Raw genomic sequence first — 16,957 nt, 5'->3', positions numbered from 1 at the left:
GCGAAAATCAATGCGGTAGGCTGGGTACCGCGTGCGCCTTGCGCACGCGCTGGCGTTGGGTCTGTCGCTGTTTGGGCAAGCCAAAAGTTTCTTTGGCAAAGCACCAACCAAAGAGTCCTACCCAGAGCAAGAGCATGACAGATAAGGCGGCAACCAGTGCCGCAGCGGCCGGTTGATGGAGAATGTTGGCTAGGTAGCTGATGGCACCCTGCAATAGCAGGCTGGCAAGCAGGAATACTAGCCAGATGCGCACGTTACGCAATACCGCCAGAAAACCGGCCAGGAGAGCGAGATAGCCCTGCCGCGCCAGGCCGAGCACGACCGCGCCCACGGAGAGCATCAGGAATACGTTGCCGAGCAGGGTTTGCGCATTGCCGAGACTGTTGCTGAGGAGGTTCTTAAGCCACAACGGCAGGCTTTCCCAAGCATGGGTATGCAAATTTTTCAGGGTGGCCGCCGAAGAGATATGGTCGTGTACCAAAATCCCTTGCAGATAGTGATGCAGAGACCAGAGCAACAAAAGAATGAGGAAAACCAGGAGCGCGAGGGCCACGCCGAGGCGAATTAGGGGCAACCAGGGTAGGTCGCGAAAGGCCAGAAGCAAATCACGTATCTGCCAACTGCCAAGTTCTACGGCCATGGCGGTGGCAAAAATGAGAGCAGTTTCCAGGCAGGCGAAGGGGATGGTCAGAATCAGTGGCTGGTGACTGAGATTCAGCAAAATCAACAGTCCCGAGAGAAAGGTGAAAGCGACGGGAGCCTCCTTTTGCAAAGCCCAAGACTCTTTCGACCAGCGAACAAACCAGCCCGGTGGTACGGAATGTGGCTGCAGTGTCGATGCCACCCTAGTCCTCTCGTTCCAAAACCTGGCTGCGTAGGCGACCGTGCCATAGCTGGATATCGATCTTTGCCCCAAGCTCCACACTTTCGCTCGCGCGAAGCACATTTCCATTGTGATTGCGTACTATGGCATAGCCTCGTTCGAGAACGGCAGTGGGACTCAGGCCACGCAGGCGCAAGCGATGCCGGTCCACTTCCTGTTCCTGCTGGCCAAGCTGGCGCTGGATGGCAAGCCGCAGGCGCGCACCTAGTCGCTGGATCTGCTCCGCGTGGAGACGAAAAAGTCGTTGGGGGTCGAGGCGCAGCAGCCGGGCGCCGAGTGTATTCTCGTGTTGCTCCCAGCGTGTCAATTCCAGGTGGATTTGCCGTCGCAGGCGCTGTTGCAGTTGAAAAACTTGCGCCTCTTGCTGCCGCAGGATGGTGCTCGGATTGCGCAGGCGGGCGCGTAAGTGGTCCAGTCCTAGGGTGGCTTCGCGCAAGTGGCGCTCCATGCCGCGCTGCAGCTGCTGGCGTTTGCTGTGGATGCGTTGTTCCCATTCCACGCGATCTGGGCTGATGCACTCTGCGGCAGCGGTAGGCGTGGCGGCACGCCAATCGGCAACGAAGTCGGCAATGGAAAAGTCGATTTCATGCCCGATACCGGTCACCACTGGCAATGCACTGGCGTGGATGGCGCGGGCGATCCGTTCATCATTGAAGCACCACAGGTCTTCCGCGCTACCGCCACCGCGGGCGAGGATAATGAGGTCCTCGGTCGTGCGCCGATTGGCGGTCTCCAGCGCGGCAACAATCTGTGCTACCGCAGCGTCCCCTTGTACTTGCACTGGGTAGAGCAAAAGCTCTAGCAGTGGCCAACGCTTGTCCAGGGTGACGCGGATATCGTGCCAGGCGGCACCTGTCGCCGAGCTAATGACTGCCACCCGGCGCGGATTCTGCGGCAGCGGGCGTTTGTGTTCGTTGGCGAAGAGCCCTTCTGCCGCAAGCTTCTCTTTGATGCGCTGAAATTCGGCTGCAAGGTTGCCAGCGCCCAGCTCTTCCATCTGCTCGACGATCAGCTGAAATTCTCCACGCCCCTCATACAAAGTCGGCTGCGCGACGACCTGTACCTGCAGACCATCGCGGGGGCGCCAGCTCTGCAGGCCATTGCGGTTGCGAAACATCGCGCAGCGCACCTGTGCTTGGGCATCCTTGAGAGAAAAATACCAATGCCCAGAACTCGGGCAGGCAAAATTGGAGATCTCGCCCTCCACGCGTAGAGACGGAAAGTTCCCTTCAATGATCTCGCGCACAGCGCTATTCAGGTCGCTCACCCGCAGAATCGGCATTGACGTGGCGAATTCGCTCATTTGTCCTCATCCCTCGGCATTTGCCTTGACCTTACGGGGAGCAGGTCTTATGGTCAACCAAGAATTCGCTACGCAAGGAGGCCTCATGGCCGTTGTCGAACTGACGCAGGACAACTTTGAACAGATCATCACCGGTAATGAGATGGTTCTGGTAGATTTTTGGGCGCCTTGGTGTGCCCCGTGTCGGGCCTTCGCGCCCATTTTCGAGGCCGCGGCCGAGAAGTATCCAGAGGTAATCTTCGGGAAAGTGAATACCGACGAAGAACAGGAATTGGCTGGCGCCTTTCAAGTGCGCTCCATTCCGACGTTAACGATTTTCCGGCAACAGATTGGTATTTTCTCGCAGGCCGGTTCCCTGCCAGCAAGTGCTCTCGATCAGGTTATCGAACAGGCCAAGGCCTTGGATATGGAGCAAGTGCGGGCCGAGATTGCCGCGCAACAACAGGAAGGCGAGGCACAGCACTAAGATCCATTTTGTGTCGGGGCGCTCGTACTGTGCTGCGTAGCCCCGGCCTTACCGATACCGGCTGGCTGAATACTGGTGAAGCCAATGATCACCAATGCCACCATCGCCACGGCCCAGAGTAATAAAAACAAAAACATCAGTAGGCTAGAACGCTTGGGCTTCTTCACAAAGTCTCCTTGTCACCAGACATTTACCTGGCGTACACCGAGGAAATGCATGTTCAGTGGGATCTCAATCCTTCGCGTTTGTTTCCGCAGTTGCTCCGAAAACCTGGTGTAGGGGAAGGACAGTCGAATGATTTGCTCCGCTGCGGCGTCGAGCTTGGGGTTGCCAGAGGAATGCACCATGATAATGCGCTGTAATCCGCCCTCGGGATTCAACACCACCTTGACCTTTAAATTGCCCACCATTTCACCGGGGTAGTTCAGGTCGCCAATGCGTTCCAATTTTTGAATCCAGCCGGCAATGTAAAAATCGGCTGCGGGGGTTTCTGGATTGCGAAATTTGGGCAAAGCAGGACTCGTCGTCGCACTGCGCGCGGCATTGTCTATTTGCTCTTCCAGACGACCAAGGCTGATGTGCGGGACGGCTTTGCTGGTGGGGGCGCTACTCGGTGCCGGGGAGATCTGGCGCGGCGCAACCTGCTCTACCGGTGCTGGTTGTGCGCTGGGCCGCGGTACGGGGCGGATCTGTGGGCGCGGCTTGGGCACAACCTGCGGCCGTACGACGGGATGTGGTACCGGCTGCTCCCGGCGTGGCGTAGGTACAGCCGGTTGCACTTTGGCCGGCCGGCTTGGGGCGACGTGCCGAGTTGGCTCGGGCATGATCTGAAACGTCTTGTATTTTTCTTGCTTTCCCTGCAGTGCGAGATGTTTGGGTGGGATTTGGTAGAGGACCAAGAAGAGCAGCAGCGCGATCAGAAGGGCTGCGGGCACAATCCACGGTAGCAGACTGTCGCTCCAGTGCGGCTTCCCTTCGGGAACCAAAAAATAAAAGTGACTGCCGACGCTCACCCTACCACCCACCAAGTCTCTTGGAACCTAAGCATGGTGCAAGATTGAAGCATCCACTGCTCTGAGTAAAGCCGGAGAGATCATTGTTCATATTTTTTCTGGCGTTGTATGCGGTCCGTGATTTCTCATTATCACCTCGATAGCCTAAGCTTATAAAAGGTCACTTATTATGACGAAAGTCTGAGCTGCGTCTTTGGCTGAGTCCATTGCCCCTCCACAGGATCATTTCATGAGCAAGGTCAGGGATTGGCTGAAGGCACTGGGACCCGGGCTCATCACGGGTGGCGCCGGCGATGACCCGTCCGGGATTGTTACCTATTCTGTGGTTGGTGCCACCACCGGCTTTTCCCTGCTTTGGCTCATGTTGCTCAGTACGCCCATGATGATCGCCGTGCAAAGCATCGCCTCGCGAATTTCCATCATTACCGAGAAAAGTCTGCCCGAGATCATCACTTCGCGTTTTTCTCGGCGCACTACCATCATTGTCATTAGCGCCTTGGTGATCGTCAATGTCATCACCATTGGCGCAGACCTTTCGGGGATGGCAACGGTACTCGGTATTTTGACCGGCACCAGGCCCGGTCTCTTGTTAATCCCGGTAACGGTGCTGATTGCCTACCTGGTAATCTTCAACACCTATCGGGTGGTCAAGACAGCACTTCTGGGCCTCACCCTGATCCTGGTGGTATACGTCATCTCTGCCCTGCTCGTGCGACCAAATCTACAGACTCTGCTGGTTAATACCTTCGTCCCTCACTTCAGCTTCAGTTCGGGCTATGTACTTGCGGCGTTGGGCTTATTGGGGACGACCATCTCGCCATATATGCTGTTCTGGCAGGCAGCCGAAGAGCGTGAAGAAAAGCGCAGCGTGGTGCAAGCGGCAGAAGCAGATTTCGATACGATGGCCGGCATGCTCTATTCCAATTTGGTGGCCTATTTCATTATCGTCTCCGCAGCTTTGGTCTTGTACGGTAGGCGCCTACCCATCCAGACGATGAGAGACGTTGCGCTGGCTCTGCAACCCCTGGGTGGGGAATATACCTTTGCCCTGTTCAGCGCCGGCGTGCTGGTGGCGGGTTTTTTGGCGATCCCCGTCCTGGCAGGTTCTAGCGCCTATGCCATCGCAGATACCTTTGCTTGGCGCGAGGGCATGGACTACAAGGTCTCGGACGCTCGGGGATTTTATGCAGTGTTCCTGGGCTCACTCTTGGTTGGCGACCTCATCTACCTGTCTCCCGTTTCCACGGTAGATGCCCTGTATTTCAGCCAGGTATTGGATGGCGTCTTGCTGCCCTTCCTGGTTGCCCTCCTGCTGATTCTGGGCAACGACAAGAGGATCATGGGGCAACATACTAATTCTTGGCTCAATAATGTATTTGGCGTATTGACCTTGTTGGTGAGCTTGGCTTTGTCCATCATCCTGTTCTACAGGCTGATATTTTGACAGAGGTGATGGTTGTGCAGGGCGATAAAAATTACCGCGCCAATTTCTTTGCCTATGCCAGAATCAGACGTAATCCCCTGCTGCCGATCTCCTCACTACGCACTGTTCAGGACAGCCGGTTTCAACGAGCAGATCTGCAGACTGAACGGCATGTCAGGTGTCCAAGAGAGTGACCCGCGCTTGGTGTCGGGAAGTGTAGCCACCAGATGGGTGTTGCAGCTTGCACAGCGGATGGCTACCGAGGTATCCAAACCCATTTGGGTCAATTCCATAGAATCTCCAATTGCCCGATCTAGAGCCCGGAGAGTCGGCGTGCTCAGCAGGCCTTTTCGCGCGTCGTTGCGCGATCGGCCTTGCGCTGCCGACCAGATAATAGGCCCCAGCCGTCCCGGTCACCGGCACACCGCCACGCCCTCGTTGGGGCGCAGACGGCGCACTCGTCTCCCGAATGACTCGACGCCAACCATGCGGCACAGCACGCGCCTGCACTCCCGGCTTCGCGGTCGCTTCGGCGGATGCAGTTCGCCGCGTTGCCTTCTGGGGACTACTCGCCCCCACTTCGCTCTCCTGGCTCGCAGTGATGGTTCGCTATGTACACACTAGGACCCCTGGATCCTTTTTGCGAAATCCACTGCTGTGGTCTACCTTGAAAGGGTAGAAAAAAATATTGCGAGGCGTTTATCTTGAATCCGCCGGTTTCATCGGTGCTAGAGGAGGGAGATAATGAACACATTCCAATACATCCGGTTTTTTTCTGAGATCGGTATTCACGATGTCCCCCTGGTCGGCGGGAAGAACGCCTCCCTGGGTGAGATGTACCACAAGCTCTCAGGCGAAGGCATCCGTGTTCCTTACGGCTTTGCCATTACCGCCGACGCCTATCGCTATGTGCTGGATGCGGCAGGCGCCTGGGACGCACTGCATGCGGCGCTCGACGATCTTGATCCCAACGATGTGCGCGATCTGGCACGGCGTGGTCAGCGGGCGCGGGAAATTGTGTACGGAGCAGGCCTGCCCAACGATCTGTCAGCGGAGATCCTCAGCGCGTATCGCCAGCTACAGGAGCAGTATGGTGAGGATCTGAGCCTCGCAGTGCGGAGTTCGGCTACTGCCGAGGATCTGCCCACTGCCAGCTTGGCCGGACAACAGGACACCTATCTCAACATCTCCGGCGATGAGAGCCTGCTGGATGCCTGTCGGCGAGACTTCGCCAGCCTCTTTACCGACCGCGCGATTCATTATCGCGTCGATCAGGGATTTGATCATTTCAAAGTGGCTCTCTCAATCGGGGTGATGAAAATGGTACGCTCCGATCGTGCCGCCTCTGGCGTAATGTTTTCGCTGGATACGGAGTCGGGCTTTCGCGACGTTGTCTTCATCACCGGCGCGTACGGATTGGGGGAGAATGTCGTGCAAGGTGCCGTAGACCCCGATGAATTCTATGTGCACAAGCCGACTTTTATAGCCGGGCATCGCAGCGTGCTGCGTCGGTCGCTGGGCGATAAGGCATTGAAGATGGTTTTCGTTGCCGGAGATACTCAGCGCACGACCCGCAACGTTCCGACTCCCAAGAGTGACCGAGAACACTTCTGTATTGCCGATGCGGATGTCCTGGAATTGGCGGATGCCGCCATCAAAATCGAAAAGCACTATGGTCACCCCATGGACATGGAATGGGCCAAAGATGGTCTTGATGGCCAGGTATATCTGGTGCAGGCCAGGCCGGAGACGGTTGCCTCGCAACGGCGGGCCAGTGAGATCAATCGCTACGTGCTCGACGGTAAAGCAGAGGTCGTAAGTACGGGTCGCTCCGTTGGCGAAAAGATTGCCAGTGGACAAGCGCGGGTGATTGCCGATGTAGCGCATCTCCCCGAATTCCAGGTCGGGGAGGTGCTTGTAGCCGACACGACCACTCCCGACTGGGAGCCGGTGATGAAAAACGCTGCTGCCATTGTCACCAATCGTGGTGGTCGCACGTGCCACGCGGCGATCATTGCCCGCGAATTGGGGATCCCCGCTGTAGTAGGTGCTGGCGATGCTACCAGCGCAATACCGAGTGGTAGTACCGTGACCGTATCTTGTGCGGAGGGGGATAGCGGTAAGGTCTATCGTGGTGAAGTGCCATTTCATGTGGAAAAGACAGAAGTGGGAGATATCCCCCGTCCTGCCACCGGCATCATGATTAACCTGGGGAATCCGGAAATCGCCTTCAAGACCTCTTTTCTGCCGAATGACGGTATCGGTTTGGCGCGCATGGAGTTCATCATCAGTGAATATATCAAGGCCCATCCCCTGGCCCTACTCCACCCCGACCGCGTGAAAGATGCCGTGGCACGCAAGAGCATTGATCAATTGCTTCGGGGTTATGCGAACGGAGAAAGCTTTTTTGTGCAGCGTTTATCTGAGGGTATCGGCACCATTGCGGCAGCCTTCTGGCCCAAGCCTGTGGTTGTGCGCATGTCGGACTTCAAGTCGAATGAATATGCCAGTCTGATCGGTGGCGTCGATTTCGAGCCAGAAGAATCCAACCCCATGCTCGGGTTCCGCGGTGCGTCGCGCTATGCCCATCCTGCGTATGCCGAGGGCTTCCACTTGGAATGTCTGGCGATGAAACGGGTGCGCGAGGAGATGGGGCTGCGCAATGTCATCGTTATGTTGCCTTTTGTACGGCGGATCAAAGAGGCGGATGACGTGCTCGCCAAGATGGCCGAGTTTGGCCTCCAGCGCGGCGACGAGGGCTTGCAGGTCTACGCCATGTGCGAAATCCCGAACAATGTGATCCTGATTGACCAGTTCGCCAAACGCTTCGATGGTTTTTCCATCGGTTCCAATGATCTCACCCAATTGACCCTGGGTGTAGACCGGGATAGTGAAATCGTTGCCTTTGATTATGACGAGCGGGACGATGGCGTAAAGGAGATGATCCGTCTGGCTGTCGAGGGATGTCGGCGCAATGGCATCCATTCCGGCTTGTGCGGCCAAGCCCCCTCAGATTATCCAGAAATGGCCGAATACTTGGTGGAATTGGGCATCGACACCATGAGTCTGAATCCTGATACCGTCATTGCCACCACCCAACGAGTACTGGAAATCGAGGCGCGTCTGGGCCGCAAGCCGGCAGGCTAATGACCGGCTCGCTATGGTCTATGCTTGATGAAAAGGTTGGTTTTGGTTCCTCTACCTCGTAGGAGATATCGCATGGAAAATTCCGCACAAGAGCGAGTTTTCCTTGATCTGCGCCGCAGGGAGAAGTGTCAAACCAGGAAAGCATAACGTAAGCGTATTCTAATTGGATAACTTCTAAGGGGGTGTCTGATGCGTTGCTTAGTAACCAGTAGCCGGAATTATGATCAAGATTTTTTGCTTGCCGCAAACAACGGGCGACATGAGCTGGTTTTTACCGAGACCACTCTTATCGCGAATACGGCCTTCATGGCACAGGGGTTTCCCGCGGTTTGTCCCTTTGTGGATGACCGTATCGATCAAGATACGTTACACACCCTTGCCAAACTAGGTACCAAATTGCTCGTCTTGCGCAGTACCGGATACAACCACGTGCATTTACCCACGGCCAAACAATTGGGAATGACCGTGATGCGGGTACGGGAGTATTCCCCGTACGCGGTGGCGGAATTCGCCCTTACCCTGATGCTTTCGCTTAACCGCCACTTGCACAAGGCTTATAACCGAATTCGTGAAGGTAATCTTCTCTTGGACGGCCTGCTGGGCTTCGACATGCACGGCAAGACGGTTGGTATTGTTGGCACCGGGAAAATCGGTATGGCCTTGGCGCGGATCCTGCGGGGCATGGGGTGCCATGTACTGGGCTATGATCTGTATCCGAATCCAGATGCGCAGGAACTGGGGATGGTTTACCTGCCCTTGGAAGAGTTGTTACGACAGAGCCAGATCGTGAGCCTGCACTTACCGCTCCTACCGGAGACGCAACATCTATTGAATGCAGAACGTCTTGCGTTATTGCCGAAAGGCGCCATGGTGATCAATACCGGCCGTGGTGGTCTCATCGATACTGTGGCATTGATCGGGGCGCTCAAATCTCAGCATTTGGGGGCGGTCGGGCTGGATGTGTATGAAGAAGAGGCGGAATTGTATTTCCGCGACCACTGCGATGACATCATTTGTGACGATACCTTTGAGAGATTGTTGACTTTTCCGAATGTGATCGTCACTGGTCACCAAGCATTTTTTACGCGAGAAGCATTGCAAACCATCGCGGCGACCACCATACAAAATCTCACTGATTACTGTGAGGGGCGCAGTAACGATAACGTGGTGTTTGCCTGAAGCAAGGAGGGCAGAATGATGTCGGATTTGCAGGAAATTACCGTTTACGGCCCGACACGCGCCAGCATCTCCGGATCTCCACTGAGCGACGAGGAACTTGGTCGGATCCATGCCTACTGGCAGGCCAGTCTCTATCTCTGCTTGGGGATGTTGTATCTGTTGGACAACCCCTTGCTCGAAGAACCACTACAACGCCAAGATCTCAAGCCTCGTTTGCTAGGACACTGGGGTTCGGACGCCGGCCAGTGTTTCACCTATATCCACTTCAATCGCTTGATTCAAAAATATGATCTCGATGCGATGTACATCGCCGGCCCGGGCCATGGGGCCCCGGCCATTCTCTCGCAAGCCTACCTGGAAGGAACCTATTCCGAAGTGTATCCCGATATCACTCAGGACAAGGAAGGCCTGCAGCGATTTTTTCGCCAATTTTCCTTTCCCGGTGGAATCGGCAGTCACGCTACGCCAGAGGCACCGGGAAGCATCCATGAAGGCGGAGAACTTGGGTACAGTCTCTCTCATGGCTTTGGTGCGGTATTTGATCATCCCGATCTGATCGCCTTGACGATGGTGGGAGACGGCGAAGCAGAAACCGGCCCTTTGGCGACAAGTTGGCATAGCAACAAATTTCTCAACCCTGTGACAGACGGTGCGGTACTCCCTGTTCTCCATTTGAATGGTTACAAGATCAACAACCCGACGATTCTTGCGAGAATTAGCCATGAGGAGTTGGCGGATCTGTTCCGCGGGTATGGATATACTCCCTATTTCGTGGAAGGAAGCGAGCCAGGCAGTATGCATCAGGCCATGGCTGCTACCCTGGAACATTGTGTACTCGAGATTCGCCGAATCCAGACACAAGCGCGTCAGCATGGCCAACAGGAGAGAGCGCGCTGGCCAATGGTCATTTTGCGTAGCCCCAAGGGCTGGACCGCGCCGCGGCAGGTCGATGGTCACTACCTGGAAGGTTTTTGGCGCGCCCATCAGATCCCCCTTCCCGATGTGGCCAGCAACGATGTCCATCTCGCCTTGTTGGAATCCTGGATGCACAGCTATCGACCAGAGCAGCATTTCGGCCGGGAGGGACGTTTGCGCCCCGAGCTGCGCGCCTTGGTGCCACAAGGTAGTCGCCGAATGAGCGCCAACCCTGTAGCTAACGGCGGTTTGCTCCGGCGACCATTGCGATTGCCGGATCTTTCCGAGCATTCCATCGCCGTAGCGCAGCCTGGACAAGGCTCTTGCAGCAGCGTACGGACTTTGGGTGGCTACCTGCGCGAGGTCATTCGCTGTAATCCTAACAATTTCCGCGTTTTTGGTCCGGACGAAACCCAATCCAACAAACTTGATGCCATTTACGATGTGACAAATAAGGTGTGGGAAGGGGTTTCTTTTCCGGAGGATGCCGATGGGGGGCATCTGGCGCCACAAGGACGCGTAATGGAGATGCTCAGCGAGCACACCATCGAAGGTTGGCTGGAAGGCTATGTACTGAGTGGGCGACATGGATTTCTCAATAGTTATGAGTCATTCATTCACATCATCGACTCGATGGTCAACCAACATGCCAAATGGCTGGAAAAGTGTAATCAGGTCTCCTGGCGAGCTGACATCTCTTCCCTCAACCTCCTGCTCACGGGCCTAGTGTGGCGCCAGGACCACAACGGCTTTACCCACCAGGATCCGGGCTTTTTGGATGTGGTGGCGAACAAAAGCCCGAGTGTTGTTCGTATCTACTTGCCTCCTGATACCAACTGTCTGCTCTCGGTGGCGGAACACTGTTTGCGCAGTATCAATTACGTAAACGTCATGGTCGCCGACAAGCAGGACAATCTTCAATACCTGACGCCGGAAGCGGCCCAGATTCATTGCAGTAAGGGTATCGGGATCTGGCATTGGGCGAGCAACGATGTCGGCGAAGAACCAGACGTTGTCATGGCCAGTTGTGGTGACCGGGCCACTTTGGAATCCCTGGCCGCCACGGCTTTGTTGCGCGAATACTTTCCGGAGCTGAAGGTTCGCTTTGTGAATGTCGTTGATCTCTTCAAACTGCAACCCGCCAGCGAACATCCTCATGGCCTCACCGATCGCGAATTCACAGCACTATTTACCAACAGCAAGCCAGTGATTTTTAATTTTCATTCCTATCCGTGGCTTGTCCATCGACTCACCTATCGGCGACCCAACCAACACCATATCCACGTCCGTGGTTACAAGGAAAAGGGAAACATTAACACGCCCCTGGAACTTGCAATCCTGAACCAGACGGATCGTTTTAGTCTGGCCATTGATGCCATCGACCGCATCGCTTCCCTCCAAGAGCGCGGCTCTGGTATTCGGGACCGATTGTTGGATCAACAGTTGGTGTGTAAAGACCATGCATATCGATATGGCATTGATCGCAAGGACATCAGTGCCTGGACGTGGCCTTATCCATCCCCCTGATCTGCGCGGCAAGCCCATAGCAGCGAATGGAGACAGTCAAAATGAACGACCTACGTATAGAAACCGCAGATCATGTAACCATCGAAGCAGATTGGTATCCTGCCTCTCAACCGTGTTGCATTCTTGCGCATGGGAAGGCCTATGAGAAAGGTGCCTGGCAGGACTTGGCCGGTCACTTGCAGGATTGGGGCTGGTCATCCATTGCCGTCAATTTTCGCGGATATGGGGCATCAGAGCGTGGGGATGGTACCAGCTTTGACCAGGATCTTGTCGCTGCCATTAACTATGCCAGCGCTAGGCAAGCCAAACCCTTGGTATTGCTGGGTGCTTCAATGGGGGGTGCCGTGGTGCTGAAGGCACTGGCAACCTCCGAGACCAGCATAGATGCGGCAGTTTTACTGTCTCCGGCGGGGGGCGCGGAATATATGGCGGCAGTAGCGGGGAAGATCTCCTCACTGCAGTTGCTTTTTAGTCGGAATGAAGAATACGCAGCGATCGCGCGCGATATCGCGCTTCGCAGTCCCTGCCTGACTTGGCTACGACAGTGGCCGGGGATCCTGCATGCACATCGCCTGCTTGATGACCCGCATACGGGTAGCGCTGTGCGTGAATGTATACACAGCTATCTGGATTTTTGTCGGCAGTCGCTCAATTCCGAGGAAATGTAACCATGGTAGATGCAAAAAAAGTTTTTCCGCTGCAAATAGTCGACGTTCATGGTCTGGTGTATTCCGGACAATGTGTTTTCTTGGTTCTGCCCGGTGAGCTTGGAGAACTGGGTATACTCGCACATCACGCGCCCCTCTTGACCATGTTACAAGCGGGGGAAATGCGCATGCATCTGGTAGATGGCAGCATGGAAGTGGCATTCCTCGAAGGAGGCTTTGCGGAAATCCAGCCCAATGGGGTGACGGTTCTTGCTGATGTGAGTCTCCGCATTCCGGACCTGAATCCCACTGCTATCAAAGAAAACATCGAGAACGCCAAGACTGCAGTTGCCGAAAATAAACATAGCGAGATAGATTTTCTGAACGCCGAGCAGGAGCTTAGACGCGAGCTGGCCAAATATCGCGCCTATCAAAAATACGCTACCATCCCTCCAGATGAGAAAAATGAATACGATTGGCAACGACCACCGGCACCCGAGGCGCCAAAGATCCATCCCTCAGCCCTGGAGGACTGATTTTCCCGGCTATCGACTTACCTGGTGAGATGGCGCAGCAAAGGAACCTTGATCTGATCCAATAGCAGCGTGTAGATCATGGTTGCCAGAAGCAGCGCTCCAACGAGTTCGGCGGGAACAGGTGCTAACAGCCAACCAAAGATGGCCAGGAGACTGACGATGACGATGTCGACCAGGCTCGCAATGGCCAAAAATTTGCCGGGACTCGCTGCCCACAAATGGCCTCGTTCCCGCACCAAAAATACATTGGCGAGCCCGGAGTAGACTAAACCGAGAAAGTCCAGGCTCTGCACGGCGCCTTCGGGTAGATGCAATAGGAAACGTCCGCTGAGATAGACAGCAAAGATATAGAGCAGCCAAGCCCCCGCTACGGCCAGAGACGACCAAATCAGTGTTTTGACATTCCAGCGATCGGGCTGCATCGATGGTCGGACATTGTCCTCAGCGAGGGACATGGTGACGAAATCATTGGCAAAGAGGAGGAGGAGGACGAGGAGAGGAGTCACGACGAAGCGATCGAAAAGCAGGAATCCCAGACTCAAAAATAGCGCCACCTGAAATACTTTTACGATCTTGTTTAACGTGTAGGTGAGCATGCGCTGATAGACCCGTCGACCGCTCATGACCGCCGTGAGCACACCCTCCAGACCGGGAGTGGTCAGCACGATACTGGCGGCGGCTTTGGCGACGTCCGTGGCGCTTTCCACTGCCACGCCCATTTCCGCCTGTTTCAATGCGGGGGCATCATTGACGCCATCGCCCGTCATGCCGACGATCTTGCCCTTTTTTTGCAAGGCCTGTACCAAGTGAAACTTGTCTTCTGGGAACACGCCGGCGTAGACCCCGCAATCCTCGCTCTGGGCATCGCGCGCACAGACGCTGCCACCGATGCCCAGCGTTTGTGCGACATAGGTGGCGGTTGCCACGCTATCGCCGGTAATCATGCGCACGTGTACGCCAAAATTCTGTAATTGCTGGATCACCTTCGCAGCATCGGGGCGGACCGGATCGGCTAGGGCCACGAGCCCCAAAAAGCGCGGTGTGCCGACCGGCCCAGCCGCGATTGCCAGGACACGCGCGCCGTTGCAGGCGAGCTCTTGGGTCGCTTTTTCCCAATCCTTCTCGCGACAGAGCGGCGCTACAATCTGCGGTGCTCCCTTGATCGCCTCCCAGCTCTCTTGATTTTGCGTGAATTGCCCCGCCGAACGCTTACTACTGGGGTCAAAGGGTAGGAATCCGGTACGCGCGGGCCGCGTAACCTGAGCAGCAGTGGCGGCGGTCAGAATGGCAAGGTCCAGAGGGTCCTGCGTGGAACTGTCGCTGGCCATGGCTGCCATTGCCAATAATTCCGCTTCTTCCACCTGTGGCCATGGCGAGGTTTTTTCCAGACTCAGCAGATTCTGCGTCAATGTTCCAGTCTTGTCGCTGCACAGATCCTGCATGGCAGCGGCTTCCTCGATCGCCGCCAGGCGTGTTACCAAAACCCCTTGCTGCGTGAGGCGAAGTGAGGCCAGGGCGGTGGCCAGGGTAAAAGTGGCAGGCAAGGCGACCGGCACGGAAGCCACGAGGAGAATCAAGGCAAAAGGCAGAATGGTGGCAAGAGAAATGCCCTGTGCCATAGCGTAGGCAAAGATTGCAAAAACTAGAAACACATCCATCGCCACCAAATAGCGGACAATGTGCAGCACCAGTTCTTCCAAATGGCTTTTGGCGCCGGCATTGCGCACTAGCTCGGCCGTTTTGCCGAAATAGCTGTGTGCCCCTGTGGCCGTTACCGTGCCCGTTGCTTCACCGCGGCGAATGATAGAGCCGGAATACAGGGAGTCGCCGGGATTTCGATCTACCGGGATGGATTCGCCGGTGAGGGCCGACTGGTCTACCAGCAGGTTGCCATCTGCTAGCTTGAGGTCGGCTGGAACGATATCCCCGAGGCGTACATGAATGCTGTCGCCGGGAACCAACTCGGCGGCTGGCAACACCTGCCAGGCCCCATCGCGGCAGACACGTGCCTGTATGCGTAAGCGCTCCCGTAGCATGTCCAGCGCATTCTGCGCTTTACGTTCCTGGCTGAAACCTAATAGGGCATTGAAGAGCAACAGTAAACCAATGATGATTGTCTCCGGCCATTTGCCGAGAATCGCCTCCAGGAGCAGCGTCGCTTCCAGCATCCAGGGCACTGGCGCCCAGAATTTGTGCAGTAATAAAAGCAGCGTGTTCGGTTTCTTGTCGACAACCTCGTTGCGCCCATATTGTGCCAGAAGTTGTTTTGCTTCATCGCTGCGTAACCCGGTGCAGGTCGATTCTTGGGTATTTTCTGTCACGGAAAATATCTCCTGTCTCGCGGAACCAGCCTCTGATGATCTATCAATCATACAAATTTAGTTTTTGTTGGGATGAGGCGTGGGATGTAATCAGATACTAGACGATGATTATCCAGATTGTGACGGCTTATGCAATTAATAAAATTACCGGAGATCTTTTCATGGCCAGAAAAAAGGCTCTAGGTTTTCACCTAGAGCCTTGATTTTATTTGGCGTCCCCAGGGGGTTCGAACACCAGTTTCCGCCGTGAAAGGGCAGGCGGCCATGGCAACCCTGCAAGCCGCTACCCAAAAGACGTGGTGTTCTGGTTGTGACATACCAGCTCAGGAGGCGGTATTATCCCCCACTGGAGTGGTACGGGGACGCCTAAAGGGGGAGTGTGGGAATGTCGATCTCTCAGGAAGACATCCGACTTGTGGACGCGGACTTGATGCGCCACGACGCCAAGAGCCTGGCCCTGTTCCGGGCGATTTATGCAAAGCTCATGGCGGTGCCGGATCGGGATGCGGTGCTTCGCGCTGCCCAGGCGTGGGCGCGGCGCTTCTCCCAAGAGCGCCCCAATGACGCGGCGCTGTCCGAATGGATTGGTATTCTGGAACGGGCGCTCGCCTCTGATGCGGGCATGGACGCGATGGTCGAGCGGATGCTTGCCAAGGATGACCATGCCATCACCTTGCGGAGCAGTTCGCCCTTTGCTGGCGTCCTGACAGTAAAAGAGCGGACAGCGGTTTTGCTACGCTTTGAGCAAGAGTGGAGAGATGACCGAAGAACAGCTTGAACACCTGATTCGTGCGTCGGGTGCCATCGTGGGGGATCACGCCGTTGTGGTGATCGGTAGCCAGTCGATTTTGCCGTGGTTGCGTAAATTGGCCGGCAAACCTCCCCGCAGTTGGCCGGGCGTCTTTACGCTTTCTACCGAAGCAGACATCATCCCGATAGACAATGATGACCACAAATCTGACCTTATCGACGGGTCGTTGGGTGAGGATTCGCACTTTCACCAGAGTTTTGGCTATTACGCCCAGGGGGTTGCCATGGAAACGGCCAAGGCACCAGAGGGGTGGTTTTCTCGCTGCTATCCATTGGTCAATGAAAACACCCACCGAACGATTGGGTATTGTATGCACCCGGCGGATCTCTTTATTGCCAAAACTGTCGCCAATCGTGAAAAAGATGGCCCTTTTCTGGACGCCATGATCGAGCAGGGCTTGGTGAAGGAATCCGCCATCTTGCATGTGTGCGGAAAGATTCCGGGGCTATCCACTGAAGAAGTTGATGCGGTGAAGGGCCGGATCGCTGGACGATTCCATCGCGTGCGAGCGTATTAGTCCGCAGGGAAACCGTCGAAAAGTCTGCGCAAGGTCATCGCACCTCGCGGGGCTCTCCGGCCTTGGTTTTAAACACCGGAAGCACCCCAGTCGAGCAATAGGCATGGAGCCGTCTTGCCGTTCCGCCCATTCGGCAGCTTCCGTTAGCCGACTTTCCTTATCCGCCCGTGCCTGTAATCGTCTATCCCACTTGTCTTGTACCTTGGGGCGGCGGGTATGCAGGTTTCCGTTGTGGTCGGTTCGCTCGGCGAATGTTGCCATAGAGAATA

15 protein-coding genes are annotated in these 16,957 nt (G+C 55.7%); 9 read left to right on the top strand and 6 right to left on the bottom strand.

Annotated features, from left to right (window positions below):
- Window positions 1–7: 7 nt before the first annotated feature.
- Together AB4090_RS05725 and xseA are read right to left on the bottom strand one after the other, a co-directional pair.
- Window positions 8–844: a hypothetical protein gene (locus AB4090_RS05725; protein ID WP_369572910.1), complete on the bottom strand. Its 837-nt coding sequence runs from the start codon at window positions 842–844 to the stop codon at window positions 8–10.
- Between the two features lies 1 nt (window position 845).
- Window positions 846–2,186 (bottom strand): exodeoxyribonuclease VII large subunit, encoded by a 1,341-nt coding sequence (gene xseA, locus AB4090_RS05720; protein WP_369572909.1) that lies wholly within the window; start codon window positions 2,184–2,186, stop codon window positions 846–848.
- Between the two features lie 85 nt (window positions 2,187–2,271).
- On the opposite strand from xseA, the gene trxA reads away from it, so the two are divergent.
- A complete protein-coding gene (gene trxA, locus AB4090_RS05715; RefSeq protein WP_369572908.1) occupies window positions 2,272–2,652 on the top strand; it encodes a thioredoxin in 381 nt (126 codons plus the stop codon).
- Here trxA and AB4090_RS05710 read toward each other — a convergent pair.
- Both AB4090_RS05710 and AB4090_RS05705 read right to left on the bottom strand, forming a co-directional pair.
- Window positions 2,649–2,819: a hypothetical protein gene (locus AB4090_RS05710; protein ID WP_369572907.1), complete on the bottom strand. Its 171-nt coding sequence runs from the start codon at window positions 2,817–2,819 to the stop codon at window positions 2,649–2,651. The genes trxA and AB4090_RS05710 overlap by 4 nt on opposite strands.
- 12 nt (window positions 2,820–2,831) lie before the next feature.
- Window positions 2,832–3,665, bottom strand: a complete 834-nt coding sequence (locus tag AB4090_RS05705; RefSeq protein ID WP_369572906.1) for an energy transducer TonB — start codon at window positions 3,663–3,665, stop codon at window positions 2,832–2,834.
- Window positions 3,666–3,894: 229 nt separating this feature from the next.
- On the opposite strand from AB4090_RS05705, the gene AB4090_RS05700 reads away from it, so the two are divergent.
- On the top strand, window positions 3,895–5,109 hold the full coding sequence (locus AB4090_RS05700; protein ID WP_369572905.1) for an Nramp family divalent metal transporter: 1,215 nt from the start codon (window positions 3,895–3,897) through the stop codon (window positions 5,107–5,109).
- Window positions 5,110–5,204: 95 nt separating this feature from the next.
- Here the strand turns inward: AB4090_RS05700 and AB4090_RS05695 are convergent, their stop codons facing one another.
- Window positions 5,205–5,381, bottom strand: a complete 177-nt coding sequence (locus AB4090_RS05695; protein ID WP_369572904.1) for a hypothetical protein — start codon at window positions 5,379–5,381, stop codon at window positions 5,205–5,207.
- Between the two features lie 451 nt (window positions 5,382–5,832).
- On the opposite strand from AB4090_RS05695, the gene ppsA reads away from it, so the two are divergent.
- From ppsA to atpC, 5 genes are all read left to right on the top strand, one after another.
- Entirely contained in the window at window positions 5,833–8,235 is a 2,403-nt protein-coding gene (ppsA, locus tag AB4090_RS05690) for a phosphoenolpyruvate synthase (protein WP_369572903.1), read from the top strand.
- A 189-nt stretch (window positions 8,236–8,424) separates the two neighbouring features.
- Window positions 8,425–9,414, top strand: coding sequence for a 2-hydroxyacid dehydrogenase (locus tag AB4090_RS05685; RefSeq protein ID WP_369572902.1), 990 nt, complete (start codon window positions 8,425–8,427; stop codon window positions 9,412–9,414).
- 15 nt (window positions 9,415–9,429) lie between these two features.
- Complete coding sequence (locus tag AB4090_RS05680; RefSeq protein ID WP_369572901.1) at window positions 9,430–11,856, top strand: phosphoketolase; 2,427 nt, start codon at window positions 9,430–9,432, stop codon at window positions 11,854–11,856.
- Window positions 11,857–11,897: 41 nt separating this feature from the next.
- Window positions 11,898–12,524, top strand: coding sequence for an alpha/beta hydrolase (locus AB4090_RS05675; RefSeq protein ID WP_369572900.1), 627 nt, complete (start codon window positions 11,898–11,900; stop codon window positions 12,522–12,524).
- A 2-nt stretch (window positions 12,525–12,526) separates the two neighbouring features.
- Window positions 12,527–13,039 (top strand): ATP synthase F1 subunit epsilon, encoded by a 513-nt coding sequence (gene atpC, locus AB4090_RS05670; RefSeq protein WP_369572899.1) that lies wholly within the window; start codon window positions 12,527–12,529, stop codon window positions 13,037–13,039.
- A 17-nt stretch (window positions 13,040–13,056) separates the two neighbouring features.
- Here the strand turns inward: atpC and AB4090_RS05665 are convergent, their stop codons facing one another.
- On the bottom strand, window positions 13,057–15,360 hold the full coding sequence (locus AB4090_RS05665) for a plasma-membrane proton-efflux P-type ATPase (protein ID WP_369572898.1): 2,304 nt from the start codon (window positions 15,358–15,360) through the stop codon (window positions 13,057–13,059).
- 385 nt (window positions 15,361–15,745) lie between these two features.
- Here AB4090_RS05665 and AB4090_RS05660 point away from each other — a divergent pair, with 385 nt between their 5' ends.
- Window positions 15,746–16,138 (top strand): hypothetical protein, encoded by a 393-nt coding sequence (locus AB4090_RS05660; protein WP_369572897.1) that lies wholly within the window; start codon window positions 15,746–15,748, stop codon window positions 16,136–16,138.
- Window positions 16,119–16,688: a hypothetical protein gene (locus AB4090_RS05655; RefSeq protein WP_369572896.1), complete on the top strand. Its 570-nt coding sequence runs from the start codon at window positions 16,119–16,121 to the stop codon at window positions 16,686–16,688. The genes AB4090_RS05660 and AB4090_RS05655 overlap by 20 nt, the downstream gene beginning before the upstream one ends.
- Window positions 16,689–16,957 lie beyond the last annotated feature (269 nt).

The sequence above is a fragment of the Acidithiobacillus sp. IBUN Pt1247-S3 genome (assembly GCF_041146875.1).
Classification (GTDB): Bacteria; Pseudomonadota; Gammaproteobacteria; order Acidithiobacillales; family Acidithiobacillaceae; genus Igneacidithiobacillus.
This window is presented reverse-complemented; position numbering and strand designations above follow the sequence as displayed.